Source organism: Nitrosospira sp. CT, from assembly GCF_059489795.1.
Genome location: NZ_JCAHZJ010000017.1, coordinates 35,380 through 54,978, shown reverse-complemented (window position 1 = coordinate 54,978; position 19,599 = coordinate 35,380). Strand labels below are relative to the sequence as shown.

Here is a 19,599-nt window from a genome sequence, read left to right as displayed (position 1 = left end):
ATACAGATACCGCACTTCCGATAGAAGCTGCGGTTACACTGATTGCCCTGCCGCATAACCCGATGACCAGGCCCACTGGAAGTTGAAGCCGCCCAGTTGGCCCGTGACATCGACGACTTCCCCTACGAAATAAAGTCCGGATACTTTTTTCGATTCCATCGTTCTGGAAGAAAGCTCGGCAGTATCGATGCCTCCCAGTGTTACTTCCGCCTTTTTGTAGCCTGCGGTGCCGTTCGGGAAAACCTGCCAGGCATGCAATTGAGAGGCCAGTTGCTTCAAGCTCTTGTTGCCATACTCGTTTACAGGCGTTTCCGGAAGCGTACTCCTCATTGCGCTCAGCCACGCTTCTGCAAACCGTCGAGGCAGATGCTGCGCCAACAGATTGGACAGCAGCGCGCCGCTGTGCCTGCGATCGAGCAACCAACCAGGTGCATCCAGCTCAGGTAGCAGGTTGATATGGATCGGATCTCCCGGTCGCCAGTATGAGGAAATCTGGAGGATTGCAGGACCACTCAGACCCCGATGCGTGATCAGCAGATTTTCTCGAAAACGGGCGCCGTTACAGCTCACTATTGTGTCGAGTGCAATGCCCGAGAGTCCTGAAAAAACGGACAACTGTTCCGGCGCAAAGGTCAGCGGTACCAAGGCGGGACGTAGCGGCGTAACGTTTATGCCGAACTGCTCTGCGATGCGATAGCCGAAAGGACTGGCGCCGATTTGCGGAATGGAAAGACCTCCGGTCGCGACTACCAGGGCATCTGTCATCACCTTGCCACAGCTGGTTTCCAATACGAATCCAGTATCGCCGAAACCCCGGTCTATGCGGCTTACCCCGCAGGACATTTGAAAGATGACTCCAGCGGCCTCACATTCATTGCGCAGCATGTCAATGATTTGCCGCGAAGCCTCATCGCAGAATAGCTGTCCCAGCTTTTTTTCGTGATAACGGATGCGATGCTTTTCCACTAGTTCTATGAAGTGGCAAGGAGTGAAGCGTGCCAGCGCAGATCGGCAAAAATGCGGATTCTGCGACAGAAAATTTTCCGGGGCAGTGTAACGATTCGTGAAATTACACCGGCCTCCTCCCGAGATGCGGATTTTTTCCGCCAGCTTGGTGGCATGATCCAGCAGCAGCACACTCCGTCCACGCTTTCCCGCTTCCATTGCGCACATCATGCCGGCTGCGCCAGCACCTATTACGACGACGTCTTTCTTCAATTGCGATGCTTACGGGGAAATGAGCCTTATGGGTTTACTGGCATTCTGTTGCAGCCTTGCGCCATACGCTGGCCAGCCAGGGTTGCTGCTCGTGTGGAAGACCTGCTGGGCGATAGTAATGGGCAAGCTCGACGAAACCTGCGCCGGACATATAGCGCCTCCAGCCGTCAATATCGTGATATACGCAATAACGCCCGTGATTCCAGCCCTCCTCGTTATTCCCGCGGGGATTGGAGCTGAACAGCACGCCGCCCGGTTTCAGCGTTGACCGCAGTTCTTTCAGCACTCGCGGCAGTTCACTCCTCGGAACATGAAACAGGGAGGCATTCGCGAATATGCCATCAAAGTATTCCTCAGGCAGATCGAGCCGGAGGAAGTCCTGCTGCCATATCTCACAGCCACTATAGTCGCGTGCCATTTGGACAAACCGCGTTGCCCCTTCCAGCCCGATCGCCACATGACCGAGATCGGCAAAAGACTTCAGGTCACGTCCGGGGCCACAGCCCAGATCCAGTATCTTGAAGGGCGGAGGACTTTCGATGTGTCGCAGCAATGCAGCGACATTTTGGCTGACATCGTGGTCTTTGGTACCCTCCCAGAACGCTTCGGCTCTTTCGTTGTAACTGTTCAGCGTAAGATGGGAGAGTTTTCCAAGATCCGATGAATCTGTTTTCACGGCAGCTTACACAAATAGGGTAAAAATTAGGCGGACATTCTGTCCTGTCTGGTGTGAGCCGAACGAAAAGCACTTACTTTCTGGCAACACCCAGCAATGCGCCGCGAGCCTGAAGATCAGTCATGATTTTCAACCCGCCCTGCATCACGACTTCGGGTGAGGGGTGCCTGCTTTCAGTCGTGATGATTTCAAGAGCGGCATGCCCCGTGTGCTCTTCCAGCGCAAGCAGATCTATCAGACGCGCAGTAAAGGCGTTGATTTCTGAAAATTGAATCTCGTCATCCGCGTCACGAAACAGCAACAGGTAAGTTTTTGCCTGGGCGATGCGAGTGCGTGGACGGATGTGATGGACTGGCCAGTGATAGCAAAGGTTGGCAAGCACCGGATTCAAAAGAGGTCGTCCCTCAAGCAGGTTACCGGCGATATCGATCGTCTTCCAATCAGGCATGCCCGTTGATGTGGACAATGCCAGTTCCATCCATTCGTAGTGCGCGAACTCCAGGAGGAACTCCGGGTAGTTTTGAGGGATGGTGCCTTCATTCGCCAGAAATTCAATAAACTCACCGGCTATCTGATGAAAAAGGGGAGAACGGCTACGGTGCGCAATGAGAAAGGCACGCACCAGCCTCGACCATCGACGCGACCCCAGCACATCTCGGGTCACCGGGAAGCATCTGAGGAGAAAGCCGTCGAGATTCTCGTAAACCAGTCTGCTGTATATGCGCATTCGCCGCGCGTCGATTCCAGATGGAACAGGCTTTGCCCCGGGATTGCGAAGGTGCGCAGTAAAGGCGTACTGGAAGCGCTGAAATTCAGGAAGCTGAACAGACATCGCCTGAATGCGCATGCCGCGCCTGGATCAGTGCGATGCGTTGCACTTCCTGCATCAACTGGTCGAGCGGAGGAATATTGAAGTCACGCTCGAGCAAAGTCGGCGCAACACCATGCATGCCGTAGGTTTGATCCAGCAGCGACCATACCGGATCGATTACATCGGCGCCGTGAGTGTCGATGATCAGATTCTCCGCCTCCTTATGATGCCCGGCCATGTGCATATACACGATGCGACCGGAAGGCAGGGCACGGATGAAGTCCACGGGATCGTAGTCGTGGTTAATGCTGTTGACGTAAACGTTATTGACATCGAGATGAAGATCACAGTCCGCCTCCAGCAACACAGCCTGGATAAAGTCCAATTCACTCATATCGGTGATAGGCGAAGCGACATAAAACGATGCGTTTTCCAATGCGATACGCCGCTCGAGAATATCCTGTGCACGGCGAACACGTTCAGCGACATATTTTACCGCTTCCTCCGTAAAAGGGATCGGGAGCAGATCGTACAGGTGACCGTCGTCAGAGCAGTAGGAAAGATGTTCCGTATAAAGAAGTACCCGGTGCTGATCGAGGAATTGGCGAATCTTTTGCAACAACACTTCATCCAGGGGAGCAGGACCGCCGATTGAAAGGGAAAGGCCATGGCAGACAAAAGGATAGCGCTCGGTAAAAAAATGCAGATCCCGTGCCGCGCCTCCGCCAAGGTCGATCCAGTTCTCGGGAGCGATCTCGAAAAAATCGATGGCGTCGGGGACACCACTTTTCAGCGCAGGAATGAGCTCCCGCCGGAAGCCCAGCCCCACGCGGGCGAGGCGTGGGAACTGTTGCATGTCCAGTTATTTCTTCATCTGCCCATGAGGTGCTGCTGTTCCGCCACCGGACCTGCTTTTTGCAAAGCTGTCCGCTTCCGCTGGGTCGACGGCTCCATCCTTATTTGCGTCAATCTTGTCGAAGATGCCTTCGTGATGCTTGATAAATTCTTCCTTGGTCACTTTATTGTCTTTATTTTTGTCCGCCAGCGACATGCCGCAATTTCCCTCTGCCGCTTTTGCGCCCGCCCCATATTTGCTGGGATCCACCCTGTCGGCGTAAGCCACTACATAACGCTTGTTTAACGACTGCATGACGAAAGGATTGCTTGCCTTGCTGTCCGCCTCACTGTCGCCCGCGAAAACAATGGGAGAGGCACCAAGGCCGGTAACAAGGACCGATCCTATGACTGCGGAAATCCTGGATTTTTTGTCTTGCACAGTTAGTTCTCCTTGAATCTGGAAAAAATATTATGTCACAGTTTGACAGGAACGGGAGCCGATTCCGCTGATTCCGCAGCGATCGGGAACAGGAAATTCTCTCGGAGAGGCTTGCAGCAAAATAACGTATTTATTTCTTGCGGGGGTATTCAAGGACTAAAAATTCTGCAAGAATTCGTGCTGCCCCATGTGTCCCCCTATATGTTCCACAGGGAGTTGAACGTGAAGAGGCTAAGGTTTTGTCATGAACAGGAGGATGAGAGCCTGGTTCTTAAGCTAAACTGTGGGATTTCCGTTCCTGGCGAAACCTTGACAAGTTTCTGCCAACCGTATTGCTCTCAGAGCGCATCAACTGAACCGGAGATGAGTTATCTGTATAATGGGTTGTTTTTAAATAGCAGTTGCATTGTTACACGTCACCCAGCAATGGAAAGGAAATACTGACTATGCCGCAAGAAATGTATAAACAAGCCACTCCCTACATACCCTCGAAGGGAGAAAGCTACATGAGTTCCAAGCAGCTTATGCATTTCCGCAATATTCTGGAAGGCATCAAGTTTGAATTGGGACAGGATATCGATCGCACGGTTCACACTATGCAGGACGAAGCCACAATATTTGCTGATCCTAACGACCGCGCCAGCCAGGAGTCGGACATGGCGCTCGAATTAAGAAATCGTGACCGTGAACGCAAGCTGATCAAGAAGATAGATGAAACGATCTCAAAAATAGATACTGGAGATTACGGTTATTGCGAAAGCTGCGGTGTGGAAATCGGTTTAAAGCGCCTTGAAGCCCGCCCCACCGCCACACTCTGCATCGACTGCAAGACCTTGGATGAAATAAGGGAAAAGCAAGTCGCGAAATAAACATCTGCCTGCTTTTCACTTAGGTTCTGCAGGCAACAACGTACTTCATTGACTTCCCGGAATAAAAGCTCCATCGACAGGAGGCTTATTCCGGGAAGTCAGCTAACTGAGCTGACTTCAAAAAACGGAAGATACGGGAGACAGGAGATAGGGCAGGGATAAGAGGACGAGGAACTGCATCGAGAAAATGGCGCAGTTCTGCTCCTTATGGAAAATTCTTCTCTCTGTTCTGCCATCAGGTGGTCGCGTTGTCCGCCACATCGGCGGTAACCGCTTTCATGCTGAGACGCAACCTTCCCTTGTCGTCAGCTTCCAGGACCTTCACCCGAACCACTTGTCCTTCCTTGAGGTGGTCACCAACATTGTTTACGCGCTCATTGGCGATTTGCGAGATATGCAGCAGGCCGTCCTTGCCCGGAAGTACGCTGACAATGGCGCCAAAATCCAGAAGCTTCAGCACTGTTCCGTCGTATACCCGCCCCACTTCAACCTCGGCCGTGATGTCTTCGATGCGCTTTCTCGCCAGCTCGCCACCCTCGGCGGTGACACATGCGATCATAACATTGCCATCGTCCGTAATATCGATGGTGGTGCCCGTCTCTTCAGTAAGCGCACGGATCACTGCGCCCCCTTTTCCTATGACGTCACGTATTTTCTCGGGGTTGATTCTAATCTTGATGATACGGGGAGCATGTTCCGAGATATCCTCGCGCCTGGCCGGCAACGCCTCCTTCATGATTGCGAGAATATGTATCCGCCCTTCCCTTGCCTGTACCAGGGCAGCATGCAGGATCTCTTTGGTGATCCCCTGAATCTTGATATCCATCTGCAGGGCGGTAATGCCATTTTCGGTACCCGCCACCTTGAAATCCATGTCGCCCAGGTGATCTTCATCACCCAGAATATCACTGAGCACGGCAAACCGGTTGCCTTCCTTGATGAGCCCCATGGCAATACCGGCCACATGCCCCTTCAGGGGTACGCCGGCATCCATCAATGCCAGGCAGCCGCCGCAAACGGATGCCATGGAACTGGAGCCATTGGATTCGGTAATTTCAGAAACCACACGAAGCGAATAGCCGAACTCTTCCGGGGAAGGCAGAGTTGCAACCAGGGCCCGTTTTGCCAGCCGTCCGTGCCCGATTTCACGTCGCTTGGGTGTTCCAACCCGTCCCGTCTCTCCGGTGGCATAGGGAGGCATGTTATAGTGAAGCATGAAACGCTCGGAGTAATCTCCCTGGAGAGCATCGATTTTCTGCTCATCGCGACCGGTCCCTAGCGTTGCAACTACCAGGGCCTGGGTTTCTCCGCGGGTAAATAATGCCGAACCATGGGTCCGCGGCAGAAGGCCAGTACGGATCGTTATTGGCCTGACGGTGCGAGTATCGCGCCCATCGATGCGCGGTTCGCCGTCCAGAATCTGCGAGCGCACGATTCTCGATTCCAGCGCAAAACAAGCTTCCTTCACCGCCTGGGCATCAGGGCCTTCCTCGTTCTCGACGCCGAGTTCGGTAAAGACTTTTGTCCAGATGCTGTCTATGGTCTCGGACCTTACCTGCTTCTGCTTCTGACGGAAAGCGGCACGCAGATCATTCTCCGCCAGTTCCGCAATTTTAATGGCCAGTGCAGGGTCTCTTGCAGGCGGTTCCCAATCCCATGCGGTCACGCCCGCCTCATCCGCCAGTTCATTGATCGCGTCGATGACAATCTGCATTTGCTGATGACCATAAACAATGGCGCCCAGCATGACATCCTCCGACAACTCCATCGCATCGGATTCCACCATCAGCACAGCCTGCCGTGTGCCAGCCACGACCAGATTCAGTTGTGTCTGCTTCAGGGCGCTGGTATCGGGATTCAATATATATTCGCCATTGATGTAGCCAATCCGCGCGGCGCCAATAGGCCCGTTGAACGGGATGCCTGAGAGCACCAGCGCGGCAGATGCGCCCAGCATAGCGGGAATATCGGCATCTACTTCGTTATCGGAAGACAGGACGGTGGCTACCACCTGCACTTCGTTGTAGAAATTTTCAGGAAAAAGGGGACGGATCGGGCGATCGATCAGACGGGAGGTAAGAATTTCCTTTTCGGAGGGGCGGCCTTCACGTTTGAAAAAACTGCCGGGTATCCGGCCAGCCGCATAGCTCCTTTCCTGATAGTCTACCGTCAGAGGAAAGAAATCCTGCCCCTGCTTGGCGCTTTTTGCACCTACCACGGTAACCAGGACGACGGTATCGCCCATGCTGACCATAATGGCGGCATGTGCCTGCCTTGCTATTTCTCCGGTTTCGAATGTTAGTTGATGAGATCCGTACGTAACACTTTTCTTGATTTTCAATTAACTGCCCTTTTCGATTAAATCATCCCGGCTTCGCTTCCAGGCACCATAGCTGTGGTCGCGCAACCGATACAAGCGGAATCCATTCTGGTGCTCAAGGAAGCAATAGGTTATTCCGCTGCTATCTCAATCGGGGATTTACTTTTATTTACGCAGGCCGAGCCGTTCTATCAGCGCCCGGTAGCTTTCCACACTGTTCTGCTTCAAATAATCGAGCAGCTTGCGCCGACGGCTTACCATCCGCAGCAAACCGCGGCGAGAGTGATGATCCTTGACATGCGCTTTGAAATGACCGGCCAGATCGTTGATACGGGCGGTCAGTAACGCGACCTGCACTTCGGGAGAACCCGTATCTCCCGCAGCCCGTTGATAATCGCGCACCACCTGTGCTTTTTGATCGGTTGTGACTGCCATGCTATTCTCCATTACGCCTGATGCGAAAGGGCGACATTTTACTCTTTAACAGGGTGAATTCTCAAGACATTATTGGATTTCCAGGGCACCGGCAGGCATTGCACATCCACTGCGGGAAGTTTGCACGCTGATCACACACCTCCAGAACGATCAGAGCCAACGCCTTGCTGCCTCGCGATACATCTGCCAGGCGAGGATGCAGGCGAACGAATGGTACGCATTTCCGCATCGGCATAACGTACCACCGTCGACAAGGTAGAGCGCGCGGCACGCGCGTCCGATGCCAGCCGCAGCAGTGTGCCGAGGGTCAGCGAGCGCTTCAGTAACAGCCCCAGCAGACGAACCAGGTGAGGGCTTCCATCCGGCCGTACTGCCTCAAGCAGAACACCGGGGGGCGAGAAGTCGAGGGGATCTGAAATAGCGCGTACCGCCATGAATGGCAAGCCGGCATTCGTGGCAACTTCGGCAACTGCGCCGCTTTCCATATCTACTGCCTTCGCGCCGGTGGATTCGGCCAGGTCGCGTTTTGCAGAAGTGGAGGTAAGCACCTTGCTGCTGGCAGCCAGGATTCCGCCTGTCACATTCAGGTGATCGGGCAGGCATCGCTGCAAGCGAGCGCGCCAATCCAAATCAACCGGCAGGAGACAGTCGCCCGTATGGATCGACTCAGGCAGCATCAGCCCTCCAGAATTCAGGCCGGAATGCAATGCGCCCGCAAAGCCGAAGCTCATCAGCGCAGTGGCCCCTGCTGTCCTCAGTCCGGTTGCGGCTGCGCCGGCTGCCTCTGCCCCCACTCCACAAAGCCAGATAGCAGCGCCATTCCCGAGATCTGTCCTTTGATTGAAGAAGAGGCGCAATGGCGTTATGCAACGCGCCTCCACCCGCATGGCGATAATGATGCCGACCCCCGTCACGCAGGGGGCTTCCGGTTCAATGCATGAAATCGGGTCAATGCCCATACCGGGAAATATTTCGTATACCCGTAGTACTTGAGGTAGAAAACCCGCGGGAAGCCGGGAGCGGTGAACCAGGGCTCATGCCAAAGCCCGTCGCTGCCCTGTTCCCGCAACAGATAGGCAATTCCCCGGTGAACCTCATGACTGCGCCATTCGCCGACTCCCATCAGTGCGAGCAGTGCCCATGCGGTATGAAAAGAAGTACTGGTATGAAACTGGCCTGCCTGCTGGGGGGAAAGGTAGCTGTCGTTACTTTCCCCCCATCCGCCATCCTCCCGCTGCACGGATTTGAGCCAGTGCACCGCACGCCGGATGGCAGGATGGCCGGTATCTATCCCGGCCAGACGGAAGGCCTCCAGCACGGACCACGTTCCATAGATGTAATTGCTGCCCCAGCGGCCGAACCAGGCGCCACTGGCCTCCTGTTCATCGAAGAGGTATGCCAGGCTCCGTTCCAGCGCCTGTTTATGCCTGGACTGGCCGTACAAGGCGAGAAAACCTGCACAACGGGCGGAAACATCACTGGTCGGAGGATCAAGGAGCGCTCCATGATCGGCAAACGGAATCTCGTTGAGATAGTAATACGTATTGTTGCTGTCGAAAGCCGCAAACCCGCCATTGCTGGACTGCATCCCTGCCAGCCAGTCGGCCGCCCGGCTGATGCTTTCCTGATAAGCCTCGGGGTCGGCCTGGTACAGCGCCCAGGCCACCGCAGCCGTGTCGTCGAGATCGGGATAGTGAGGATTCGTGTACTGGAAAGCCCAGCCACCTCCCGGCAATTCGGGATGATCTTCCTGCCAGTCCGCCGGAGCATCGAGCACCTGGCAGGGAACCAGCCAGTCGAGCGCTTTCCGGATGGGCTTCTGATCGACCTCCGTATCCTCCTGAAAGGCGAGACAGGTCAGGACGGTATCCCATACCGGAGAAACGCAGGGTTGGCACCAGGTACGCTCGCCCTCATCCACCAGCAGCAGGTGCAGCGCCTTGCGGCATTGCACCCGTGCGGGATGATCATACGCGTATCCAAGCAATGCCAGAGCTTCGCTGGCATTCACCATGGCAGGAAAGATCGCCCCCAGACCTGAATCGCCGTTCAGCCTTTCCACGATCCAGCTTTCCGCCCGCCGCAGTGCTAATCTGCGCACCCCTTTGGGTATGAATGGTTCGAGCAGGGAGAGAGTGCGCTCGATCAGCAGAAACATGCGATTGAGCGCAGTACGTACCGGAAAATAATTCCGCTCCTCCTCCGGGGGTACCGTGAACAATTCACGGATGGCGACTTTGCGCGGATTCGCCGCGCGCGCCCTCAGGCTGCAAAGGATAGACAGCGGAACCATTACTGTCCGCGACCAGTACGCGACCTTGCTGGTATGGAATGGGAACCACTTGGGGAACAGTATGATTTCCACCGGCACAAATGGCACCCCCCGCCAGGGAAGCTGGTCATACATGGCAAGCAGCAGGCGTGTAAATACGTTTGCTCTCGCTGCGCCGCCATGCTTCAGAATTGCTGCACGCGCACGCACCATGTGGGGCGCGTCGGGGGAGTCACCCGCAATCTTCAGGGCATAATAGGCCTTGACCGAACAGCTCAAGTCGAACTCACCGCCGTAGTAGAGGGGCCAGCCTCCGTGCGCGGCATCCTGTTTTTCACGAATAAAGCGGGCAATCCTGATCTCCAGGTCCAGGTCCACTTCATCCATGAAGTGCATCATCAGTATATACTCGGCGGGAATCGTGCAATCGGCCTCCAATGGAAAGCACCAGTGACCATCTTCCTTCTGCTGGGCCAGCAGTGCATCGCGTGCCGCTTTCAGCCCCGCTTTCAGCGTTTTTTCGTCCATCGCGGGAGTATTGTTTGAGCTCGAGGATTGAGCTTGCAACGAAGCTCTCGCCATACCTCCGAATTTTTTCATGTACTTTTACCTAGCGCCTCTTTAAAGTTTCAGGAAGAACACATTGCAGGTGTGAATGTAATTATAAAAACCATTAAAAGCATGATTTTACTCGATTCGGCCCTGAAATCGCCACATCGTCGAGATTCACGCAAGAATGTTTATTGCAGATGCAGCGTCCGCTGGACGAATATGGAAGCAGCAGTTGAGATTTGATTAAAATCTCATCTCACAACGGCTCGGACGTCGCCTCGTTCTGTACGGAACCCTCATCTGAGAATTCGTCCAGGCTCTCCGGCGGCGGGTCGCCATCATAGATCAAATGCTTGCGCTGCTGTAAAAAACCTTCGCGAACAAAAAGATAAGGATCCAGTGCGGCCTGGTCCCGAATACGCATGGGGCCGGACAACCGCGCCCGCCTGTCGATGATACTTAAAACCGTGATTGGAGCTACAACTGCACTGCTGGCGACAGTACCCGCATAAAACAAAAGGTTGCTGAAAACGCTCACCGGAATGCCGGGCGCATCGCGATAACTGCTGGGGCCGATCAGAGGGACAAAAAGGTAGGAGCCGGCATCAACACCCCACACACCGAGTGTCTGACCGAAATCTTCATCATGCTGTGGCAACCCCATGGGGCCTGCCATGTCGAAGAGCCCACCCAGACCGATGGTCGAGTTGACCGCAAAACGAAGGGTGTCCTGGAATCCCTGCCGTACTTTACCTTGCAGGAAATCATTCAGAATAACATTGGGATATGCAAGGTTATCGTAGAAATTGCCGATCGAGCGCTGCAGGGGGTCGGGCACATGCTTTATATAAGCATCCGCAACCGGCGCCAGAACGGCGCGGTCCACCTTGTCGGTAAAATTGTAAAACTGTCGATTGGCTCTTTCATTCGGATCGATCGTATCGATGTCCGCATCGTTCTTATGCAGCGTCGCGCAACCGGTAAACAGTGAGATGCATGCCAACAACAGGAAGGAAGTTCGCATATTTGCCACCATCCGTAAAGGGAAGGCTATGTCCCTGTTAATCTGTCCGTCAGAATCAGAATCCGCATGGAAGGGGAATGCCCACAAACCGCTACAGGTGCGAAGTATACAATTATTGCCGGACTAACGCACAAATTGAGCCTTTGCCCCTTTGGCCGGCGCGCGCAGCAATGCGGGCAGTATCACCAGCGTACAGATAAGCGTAAAAGCCAGCCCCACGGTAAGCATTATTCCCATACTCGCAGTGCCCCTGTGCGACGAGAACATCAGGCTTGCGAAATCCACCAGCGCAGTCAGCGCGCTGTAAAAAATCGCCCGCGCAGTGCTGGTATGGATCAGCATCTCGCTTACCAGTTCATTGTTCAGGCTGCGGTGCACCATATGCAGACTGCTATCGATCCCTAGGCCAAGCAAAAGCGGGAGAGCAATGATATTGGCAAAGTTGAACGGAACATCCAACAGGACTGTGAACGCAGCGGTGAACAGGCTGGACAGCAACAGCGGGAGCAGGACCAGCAGCATGTACTTTACACTGCGCAACAACACCAGCAGGGCGACGATAATTCCAACGAGCGCAAGCAAAAACGCCTGTACGAATGCGTGCACTACCGCCTCGCCTGCTTCAAGGGTCACCACGGGCGCTCCCGTCACTTCGGGCGCCACTTTCTGCACGCTTCGCACGAAGCGCCGCAATGCATCATTGTCGTTCAGATCTTCTGATGGATAAATTGCCAGGCGATATTCGCCTGACTGGGCATGCCAGCGGCTGCTCAACGATGCCGGCAGATCCTGCTCGCCAAACAGCTGGGCTTCCGTCGCCGTACGCAGGTTCTCCAGCGCCGCAGGCAACGTAACCAGCAGATCTCCCTCCAGGGACCGCAATAAGGCGACCTGGTCGGCAGAACTGGCTGTATCAAGCTGTTCAAACAGAGAACTCAGGGATGACCTGAGCTTGCGTGCGGCCGGAACTGCCGCATGCTCCGGGCGGGCGGCAATAAAACTATCCAGTGCGGCGGCCAATGCGTCGAGCGCCTCGCGCTGTTTCTGAATGGAACTGTCCACGCGGCGATCCTGCCCCACCCCCTCGATTGGTCCCACGGTCAACGCCATTTCCTCGATGAGTTGCAGCTTTTCTTCCTGATCCGCCGGCACGAAGTCGAGGAGACTGACCACCTTATCCACTTCAGGAAGCTCGCTCAACGCGAGCGTCAGGCGCCCTGCTTCCTGCCGATCTTTTGCGAGGACAATGGAATGCCAGGGTGAAAGATCGGGGTGCGCAAGGAGTTCACGAAAAGCCTGTATCGCTTTGCCTTTCTGATCCTGCAGATTCAGGAGATTGTAGTCAAACCGTACCTGAGGCAGCAAAAAAAGGGCGCCAACTGAAGCGGCAAACGTGAGGGCATAGGTTACCCGGTGCCATTTGAGGGACAACTCCAGCGCTTTGCCAACCGAAGCTTTCGGAGGGGTATCTGGCACGGCTTGCTGTCGTTTCGGGAGGTAGCGCAGCAGGGCTGGTGCAATTGTAAGGGTTACCAGAAGGCTGATAATCATGCCGGTGCCGGAGATGAGGCCCAGTTCCGCCACGCCGCTGTAATCCGTAGGGATGAACGCGTAGAAGCCGATTGCGTTAGTGATGGTGCAAGCGGTAAGGGCAGCACCTGCATCCCCGCCCGACACATGCAGGGCCTCGGTAGATGGGTTGCCGCTTTCCAGAACTTCGCGATAACGCAGCAGAAAGTGGATTGCAAAGTCGGCGCCCAGACCAATGTATAACACGGCAAACGCAATTGAGATCAGGTTGACATGACCCACCACGGCTGTAGCAAATGTCGCGGTAAGAACCAGACCCATGGCGAGACAGACCAGGACATTGATGATCAGTCCAGTCGCTCGCATCGCAAAATAAAGAACCACGACAACCAGGATGAAGGTGATTATTCCTGCATATTGCATGCCGAGCAGCGAACTGCTCAGCTCGTCATGCGATAACGCCACCTCCCCGGTAATACGCAGGCGGACTGCTCCGTTCTCCGTAATTCCGGCATCGTCTGCCGCAGCGGATAGCGCCTTGATGGCCTGCTCTCCGGGAAACATCTGATCATAATTGAGCTTCGGCTTGGCTATGATCAGTTCCTGGTATTTGCTTTTTTGCGATTCGCCGCTGAAGAGGGCTTGCCACGACAACGCACGCGGCGCTCCTTCCAGTCTCGCTCCCACCGTGTCGCTCACTGCGCCCAGCACCGGGCTGAGCTCCATGGCGCGGCCCTTCTGCAATTCCTCTATCGCGCCCGTCAGCACATCGACGAAAGCCGCGAGCGTAGGATTTCTGGCAATATGGGCCATTAACGGCTGTGCTGCAGCGACGCGATCGGTTACCTGCTGCAGTTCCGGAACGCTTTCATAGAGCAGGCCATTGCGTGTGAAGAAGTCGCCTGCTGTCGGTGGATAGACATCCTCGAAATTGAGAGTGTCTTTTTTCAAGCGCGCGGCAAGACGTTCAGTTGCCTGATGGACCTGCTCAGGCGTCGGTGCTTCCAGCACTACCAGAAGCGTGTCGACATCCTGCGGAAATGTCTTGTTGTAGTGGGTTATATTGACACGAAACGGCAGATCCTTGGAGAGCATGTCGGTTGTGTCGGTATTCATGCCGAGATTGCGCCAGACGTAGACGCTGCATCCTGCGGAAATCAGCAGTGCTGTAAAAAGAACCCAGGCGCTATGACGATAGCAAACAGTGGCCCAAGCTGCAAAAATACGGTAGATGCGGCTTTCCGAGTCGTTGTTTGTTGTGGTCATGCTAGGGAAGCAATGTCGGAGAATCGATCCGTGCTCAGAGGATGGTTTCGGGGGTTAGCAACGAGGTAAAAAAGAATCCCGGGTCGTCGGCGAGACAGAATGCAAAAAGAGAAACCTGAAGTAGGGGTTTTTCCTCGGGTTCATCAAGATGCCGTCATACCCATGAAAGCGGGTATCCGGTTTTTCAACGCAATAATATAGAAATCGATGAATTTCCGCTTTCACGGAAATGACGATCAAGGTTTTGCCGAAGGTTTCTGCCCCTTATTACAAAACCGGTCCCTTTTGCCCATGCAGTTCTCTGGATGTCACCGATTTATTCCGGATGAGTTGACTTAAGATTTGTCGTGAGATTTGCAGTATTCAGTCTTTTCCTGCCTGCTCGATCTTCTGCTTGAGCATGTCGACGAGCTTTGGAAAACCATCGCGCTGAAGAATCGCCCTATACTCGACACGTTTCAGTGCCAGATCGCTGACGCCGTCGGCCAGAATATTCACGATACGCCACCCGTCCTTTCCTTGCCGCAGCATGTAGTCAAAGCGTACTGGTTCGCCGCCGGATTGAATCAATTTGCTGCGTATCATTACCTGCTCCCGGGGCATGGATTGACGCTCGATAAACTCAAACCGCTCGCCGTCGTATTCCTTGAACTGACTTGCGTAAGTAGCTATGCTCAGCTTGCGAAAAGTGTCTGTAAAGGTACGCTGCTGTTCAGCACTCAATTGCGTCCAGTTCGCTCCCAGCGAGGTACGTGCAATGAAATCAAGATCATGTGTCTGATTGATGATGGGGCCCAGCAATTCGTAGCGCCCCCCGTAGCCGAGTTCCGGCCCCTCACGCATCGCCTTGATGAGTGCTGCCTGCAACTGTTCGACGACTTGCTCCGGGGTTCCCGGCTCCGGGGTTTGGCTCCAGGAGGAAGATGCCGCCAGAAGCATCAGTGTAATTATTTGAAGTTGCAGCAGTGACTTCAGTGCGCTCAGGATCTTCATGTTGATAATCTTATAGCAGTTTGTTCATGCACGTGACTGACAGGGGATTGCATCCGGCAACATTCGTTGTGATATCCGACCATGCGGGTCTTGCGTCGAGGGGACTGATAGTTTCCAATGTTTCGAAATCCGACAGTCCCATCGTGACGTTTCTATAATCACATCCACATCCCGAACCGCTTAGCGGTTTTGCCGAGTATTTGATAAGACCGGACGGATCCAGCCATGATCCGATCGGACCCGCTCCCGGTAAAGTTATCTCGGTCAAACCCAGGGCGCATTGACTTTTACGGTTACTGATCAACTCAGTGTCGCCGTTTCGGCAACAGGCAACGTTATCGCTCTATCTTGACCGGAATTCCTGCAAGCGTCGCCGGGGTTTTCAGTTCCTCTCGTGCCCATTTCGGTGCAGGCTCCGCCACCATCGGTCCCGCTGTTTTCGGCCCCCTGATGGATGTGACAAGCGCTTTCAGCGGATGCTGCAGCATATCTTCCACGGCCGTAGCTTCATAACCGCAATGCGCCATGCATTGGGCGCACTTCGGATTGCTGCTATTGCCGTATTTATCCCACGGAGTATCATCCAGCAACTCCTGGAAGCTGGATGCATACCCTTCATCCGGAAGCAGATAGCAAGGCTTTTGCCAACCGAAAATGTTGCGTGTCGGATTTCCCCAGGGAGTGCATTGATAGTTCTGGTTGCCCGCGAGAAAATCGAGATAAAGTGACGAGTGATTCAGCTTCCATTTACGGGTCTTGCCTATCTTGAAAATACCCCTGAAAAGATTCTTGGTATCCTTCCCCTTAATGAAGATATCCTGTCTGGGAGCACGCTCATAACTGAATCCGGGCGCGATCGTCGCACCCTCGACCCCCAGGTCCATGGCATAGTCGAGAAACTCCGCAACATCTTCCGGCGTTTCGCCCTGAAACAAAGTGCAATTGACGGTAACCCTGAATCCCTTTGCAACCGCCAGTTTTATAGCCTCGACCGCGCGGTCGAACACTCCGTCCTGACAGACAGAGGCGTCATGCCTTTCCTTCAGGCCATCCAGATGAATGGAAAAAGTCAAATAAGGAGATGGGGTATAGTCGTCAATCTTCTTTTTCAACAAAAGCGCATTGGTGCACAGATAAACATATTTCCTGCGCGCAATGATGCCTCTGACGATCTCCGGCATTTCCTTATGTATCAACGGCTCCCCACCCGGGATGGAAACCATGGGCGCCCCGCACTCATCGACCGCTTCCATGCATTCATCATATGACATCCGCTTGTCCAGGATGTGGTCGGGATAATCGATCTTACCGCAACCGGCACAGGCCAGATTACACCGGAACAGGGGCTCCAGCATCAAGACCATAGGATATTTTTTTACTCCTCTCAACTTTTGCTTTAGCAGATACGTGCCGACAGCTATCTGTTGACGTAAAGGAACTCCCATGTGTAAATCCTCCAAAAAACTTCCGTAAACTTATTAATGTCAGGTTGGGATCACCCTGATTTCTTCCTGTTGTTTTGCAGATGCTGAAGTTGCACTCGGACACTTCAATCCTGGTTCGTTTTTGCGAAATCTCGAAAAAAATAATCTGGGTTCGTCACTCGGAATATGACAATCAGGCGATAAGCCTCGCTGAAACTACCTGTACTTTTCCCTTCTCCTGCTTTCATCCTGTCTTTCGATCTGACAGTTACTTGTCATTCTTCCTGACCGGACTGCTGTAACGCTTTATCCTGTAAGCATGTTAACACGTATATTTCCCAAACTAAACTCACAACTCATCCAGGGTTAAACTGCACAGAGAACCATAATTTGCGGCCCCTTTTACTGAGCGGAAAGGAGCCGCAACTCCAGCAAAATTGCTCAACAGTTGGTCAGCCAGGCTCGTCAGAAGTCGCGGTCCAATGCAATTATCATTTAATCGAAGATGGAAAAAAAGGGCGCCGAAGCGCCCCTTTTTCTGCCGAACAACAATTAGAAGTTGTGGCGAAGACCGATCGTGAAGGTCGAACGGTTAGCACCGCCATTCACATAGTTAGGTGCTGTATATCCAACAGTTCCAATAAGAGGGGCGCCCGCGCCAGTAGCAATAAGGTTATTGGCTGCCGGCCCATTAGGGTTATCAAGATAAACGTGCTGATAACCCCCAAAAATGCTCGTCCGCTTGCTCAGGTTGTGAATTGCGCCCACAGTGAAACTGTCAGCCTTGCGCGCAGCCGCGGCATTCACGCCACCAGCATGGGCCTTGGTCATACCGCCCTGCGCCACAAGAGTAGTATTGCCCCATCTGTATTGCGCGCTGGCAAACCAGAGATTGCCGTCTCCGCCCCAGTTCATGGCGGAGTTGCACTGACCGGAAACCAGGCCGGAATCGAGCGGGTTTGCGGTCAGGGAGGCGGCGGTGCTACATGTGGCAGCCCCAAGCGCATTGTTGACGTCTTCATACTGGCCGCTCAGTTTGAAGTTTTCCCAGGCCCAGGAAGCACCGACACGCCATATTTCTTCAGTTCTCAGGCCGAGGCTTTTCTGGATGCCGCTGGCATTATCCCGGGAGTAGCCGCCGAAGATATCGATACCCATGCCCATGAAGTCCGCGTGATATTTTGCCGCAGCTTGGCCATCGAACTCGCCGTTACGTCCACCAGTATTGCCATTGCTGCCCAGACCGCCGGGAAGGAAACCGGAAATGATGCTGCCACTCTGAAGTGGGTTGAGTGAATTGGCATCACCGGGCATCAAGATACCTGAGAAGGTGAATCCTTCGATGCTTGCGGAGTCATAACGAATGGCGCTGTTGACGAAAGTATTCGCACCGGAACCCATGCCATTAGCTGCACCGGACATGGTTCCACCGGCGCCATTCGCTTGCAGGGTGGTGTAGGCGAACGGATCGATTGTCATACCGCCGGCGAAGTCCTTGAAGGGGGACTGGAGACGGCCAAACCTGATATCACCCCAATGGCTGTGGGAGAGGCCTACCCACTGCTCACGAGGCGTGGTGGCGGAACCGGAGCCGGTATTAAGCCCGAATTCCAGGCGAGCATTTGCTTTCAGGCCATTGCCCAGATCTTCTGTAACCTGCAGACCCCAGCGGGAAGAGCGGGAATTGTCCTGGAGTGCCCCCTGGCTGGGCTGGCTGGCAAAATCAACGAGACTGTATTCGGCTTGTGCCCGACCAAAAAGCGTAACGTTTGTCCCCTGAGCGGATGCAACCACCGGGGCCGCGAGTGCACCGGCAACGGCCAGCGCAATCAGTTTCTTTTTCATGTGGAAAATCTCCTTTAAAGTTGAAACGGTGGGGCCTCGCACCGACCCTATTTCGGTGGGAGTTTATTCCCGCTGCCTGGACCTCCCGAAAATGAGAGGGTTGAGAGATTGTGCCTAACGTAACAACGCCTAGCAAGGAAATAAAGAGAGTTTGGGAACTGGACAAGGATATGTGTTGCTTTTTTGCAACAAAGCATGGGAACCTTCGGAATCCTGCGGGTCGGATGCAACCCGGACGACTGATGAATTGCTCTATCCGAACAACCTCGCCAGCTCGGCTCCAGGATCATGAGCACGCATGAAGGCTTCGCCTACGAGGAAGATGCCTACTCCGTGCCCGCGCATCAGCGCAACATCGTCAGGTGTAAGCACCCCGCTTTCGGTGATGGTCATGCGGTCTGGCGGAATGCGGTCAAGCAGATGCAGGGTCGTATCCAGGCGGGTTTCAAACGTATGCAGGTTGCGGTTATTGATACCGATCAGGGGAGACGCCAGCTCCAGCGCCAGTTCGAGTTCCGCACCATCATGAACCTCGACCAGCACGGCCATCCCGAGCGTATGAGCCAGCGATTCCAGCTTGCGCATTTCCGCTATCGCTTCTTCCTTCTGCCGGTGGCCCCCGGCCGAAATGAAAGGATCGCGGAAGGCGGCGACAATGATGAGGATGCAATCCGCCCCCATGAGCCGTGCTTCGGCGACCTGATATTCGTCCAGCATAAAATCCTTGCGCAGGGTCGGCAGATCGCAGGCGCTTCTGGCCTGCTTCAAATATTCCGCGCTGCCACGGAAATATTGCTGGTCTGTCAGAATCGACAGACAGGCCGCGCCATGCTGGCCATAGCTTACGGCGATAGCCGCGGGGTCGAACTGCTCGCGCAACACGCCCTTGCTGGGACTGGCCTTCTTTATTTCCGCAATGACGGCCGGCAATCCCAGGACAAGCTTCTTGCGAAGCGCGCCAACGAAATCCCTTGGCGGCGGTAACGCCTCCGCCTGGCGAAGAAGCACGGCAAGAGAACCTTGCGCTTTCAATGCCGCAATCTCCTGTCGCTTTGTCGCCAGAATCTCCTGAAGAATATTAGCCATGA

Annotated in this window: 16 protein-coding genes; 1 reads left to right on the top strand and 15 read right to left on the bottom strand. The window is 54.3% G+C overall.

Features of this window, described 5'->3' with window-relative positions; all coding sequences use genetic code 11:
* Positions 1 to 33: 33 nt before the first annotated feature.
* The 5 genes from AC52W5_RS02745 to AC52W5_RS02725 form a co-directional block, all read right to left on the bottom strand.
* Positions 34 to 1,218, bottom strand: a complete 1,185-nt coding sequence (locus AC52W5_RS02745; RefSeq protein WP_495669883.1) for a BaiN/RdsA family NAD(P)/FAD-dependent oxidoreductase — start codon at positions 1,216 to 1,218, stop codon at positions 34 to 36.
* 34 nt (positions 1,219 to 1,252) lie between these two features.
* Positions 1,253 to 1,894: a class I SAM-dependent methyltransferase gene (locus AC52W5_RS02740; RefSeq protein WP_495669882.1), complete on the bottom strand. Its 642-nt coding sequence runs from the start codon at positions 1,892 to 1,894 to the stop codon at positions 1,253 to 1,255.
* Between the two features lie 73 nt (positions 1,895 to 1,967).
* Complete coding sequence (locus AC52W5_RS02735; protein ID WP_074975844.1) at positions 1,968 to 2,726, bottom strand: HvfC family RiPP maturation protein; 759 nt, start codon at positions 2,724 to 2,726, stop codon at positions 1,968 to 1,970.
* Positions 2,707 to 3,561 (bottom strand): HvfB family MNIO-type RiPP peptide maturase, encoded by an 855-nt coding sequence (locus AC52W5_RS02730; protein WP_074975839.1) that lies wholly within the window; start codon positions 3,559 to 3,561, stop codon positions 2,707 to 2,709. The genes AC52W5_RS02735 and AC52W5_RS02730 overlap by 20 nt, the downstream gene beginning before the upstream one ends.
* 6 nt (positions 3,562 to 3,567) lie before the next feature.
* The gene (locus AC52W5_RS02725) at positions 3,568 to 3,981 is read right to left on the bottom strand and encodes an EF-hand domain-containing protein (RefSeq protein WP_074975840.1); all 414 of its coding nucleotides are present in this window, start codon (positions 3,979 to 3,981) and stop codon (positions 3,568 to 3,570) included.
* A gap of 446 nt (positions 3,982 to 4,427) precedes the next feature.
* Here AC52W5_RS02725 and dksA point away from each other — a divergent pair, with 446 nt between their 5' ends.
* Positions 4,428 to 4,850, top strand: coding sequence for an RNA polymerase-binding protein DksA (gene dksA / locus AC52W5_RS02720; RefSeq protein WP_074975841.1), 423 nt, complete (start codon positions 4,428 to 4,430; stop codon positions 4,848 to 4,850).
* A gap of 235 nt (positions 4,851 to 5,085) precedes the next feature.
* Here the strand turns inward: dksA and pnp are convergent, their stop codons facing one another.
* The 10 genes from pnp to trpC all read right to left on the bottom strand — a co-directional run bounded on the left by pnp (position 5,086) and on the right by trpC (position 19,597).
* On the bottom strand, positions 5,086 to 7,191 hold the full coding sequence (gene pnp, locus AC52W5_RS02715) for a polyribonucleotide nucleotidyltransferase (RefSeq protein ID WP_074975173.1): 2,106 nt from the start codon (positions 7,189 to 7,191) through the stop codon (positions 5,086 to 5,088).
* 144 nt (positions 7,192 to 7,335) lie between these two features.
* Positions 7,336 to 7,605 carry a 30S ribosomal protein S15 gene (gene rpsO / locus AC52W5_RS02710; protein ID WP_074975172.1) on the bottom strand — a complete coding sequence of 90 codons (270 nt, stop codon included), beginning with the start codon at positions 7,603 to 7,605 and terminating at the stop codon, positions 7,336 to 7,338.
* A 131-nt stretch (positions 7,606 to 7,736) separates the two neighbouring features.
* Positions 7,737 to 8,564, bottom strand: coding sequence for a phosphorylase family protein (locus AC52W5_RS02705; RefSeq protein ID WP_495669881.1), 828 nt, complete (start codon positions 8,562 to 8,564; stop codon positions 7,737 to 7,739).
* The gene (gene shc, locus AC52W5_RS02700) at positions 8,516 to 10,477 is read right to left on the bottom strand and encodes a squalene--hopene cyclase (protein WP_495669880.1); all 1,962 of its coding nucleotides are present in this window, start codon (positions 10,475 to 10,477) and stop codon (positions 8,516 to 8,518) included. The genes AC52W5_RS02705 and shc overlap by 49 nt, the downstream gene beginning before the upstream one ends.
* A gap of 208 nt (positions 10,478 to 10,685) precedes the next feature.
* Positions 10,686 to 11,453: an MlaA family lipoprotein gene (locus AC52W5_RS02695; RefSeq protein WP_256210493.1), complete on the bottom strand. Its 768-nt coding sequence runs from the start codon at positions 11,451 to 11,453 to the stop codon at positions 10,686 to 10,688.
* Positions 11,454 to 11,576: 123 nt separating this feature from the next.
* On the bottom strand, positions 11,577 to 14,249 hold the full coding sequence (locus tag AC52W5_RS02690) for an MMPL family transporter (protein ID WP_495669879.1): 2,673 nt from the start codon (positions 14,247 to 14,249) through the stop codon (positions 11,577 to 11,579).
* A gap of 363 nt (positions 14,250 to 14,612) precedes the next feature.
* The gene (locus tag AC52W5_RS02685) at positions 14,613 to 15,242 is read right to left on the bottom strand and encodes an HpnM family protein (RefSeq protein WP_495669878.1); all 630 of its coding nucleotides are present in this window, start codon (positions 15,240 to 15,242) and stop codon (positions 14,613 to 14,615) included.
* Between the two features lie 335 nt (positions 15,243 to 15,577).
* A complete protein-coding gene (hpnH, locus tag AC52W5_RS02680; protein WP_074975167.1) occupies positions 15,578 to 16,687 on the bottom strand; it encodes an adenosyl-hopene transferase HpnH in 1,110 nt (369 codons plus the stop codon).
* Positions 16,688 to 17,218: 531 nt separating this feature from the next.
* Complete coding sequence (locus tag AC52W5_RS02675) at positions 17,219 to 18,511, bottom strand: porin (protein WP_495669877.1); 1,293 nt, start codon at positions 18,509 to 18,511, stop codon at positions 17,219 to 17,221.
* A 252-nt stretch (positions 18,512 to 18,763) separates the two neighbouring features.
* Positions 18,764 to 19,597, bottom strand: coding sequence for an indole-3-glycerol phosphate synthase TrpC (gene trpC, locus AC52W5_RS02670; protein WP_495669876.1), 834 nt, complete (start codon positions 19,595 to 19,597; stop codon positions 18,764 to 18,766).
* Positions 19,598 to 19,599: the final 2 nt, after the last annotated feature.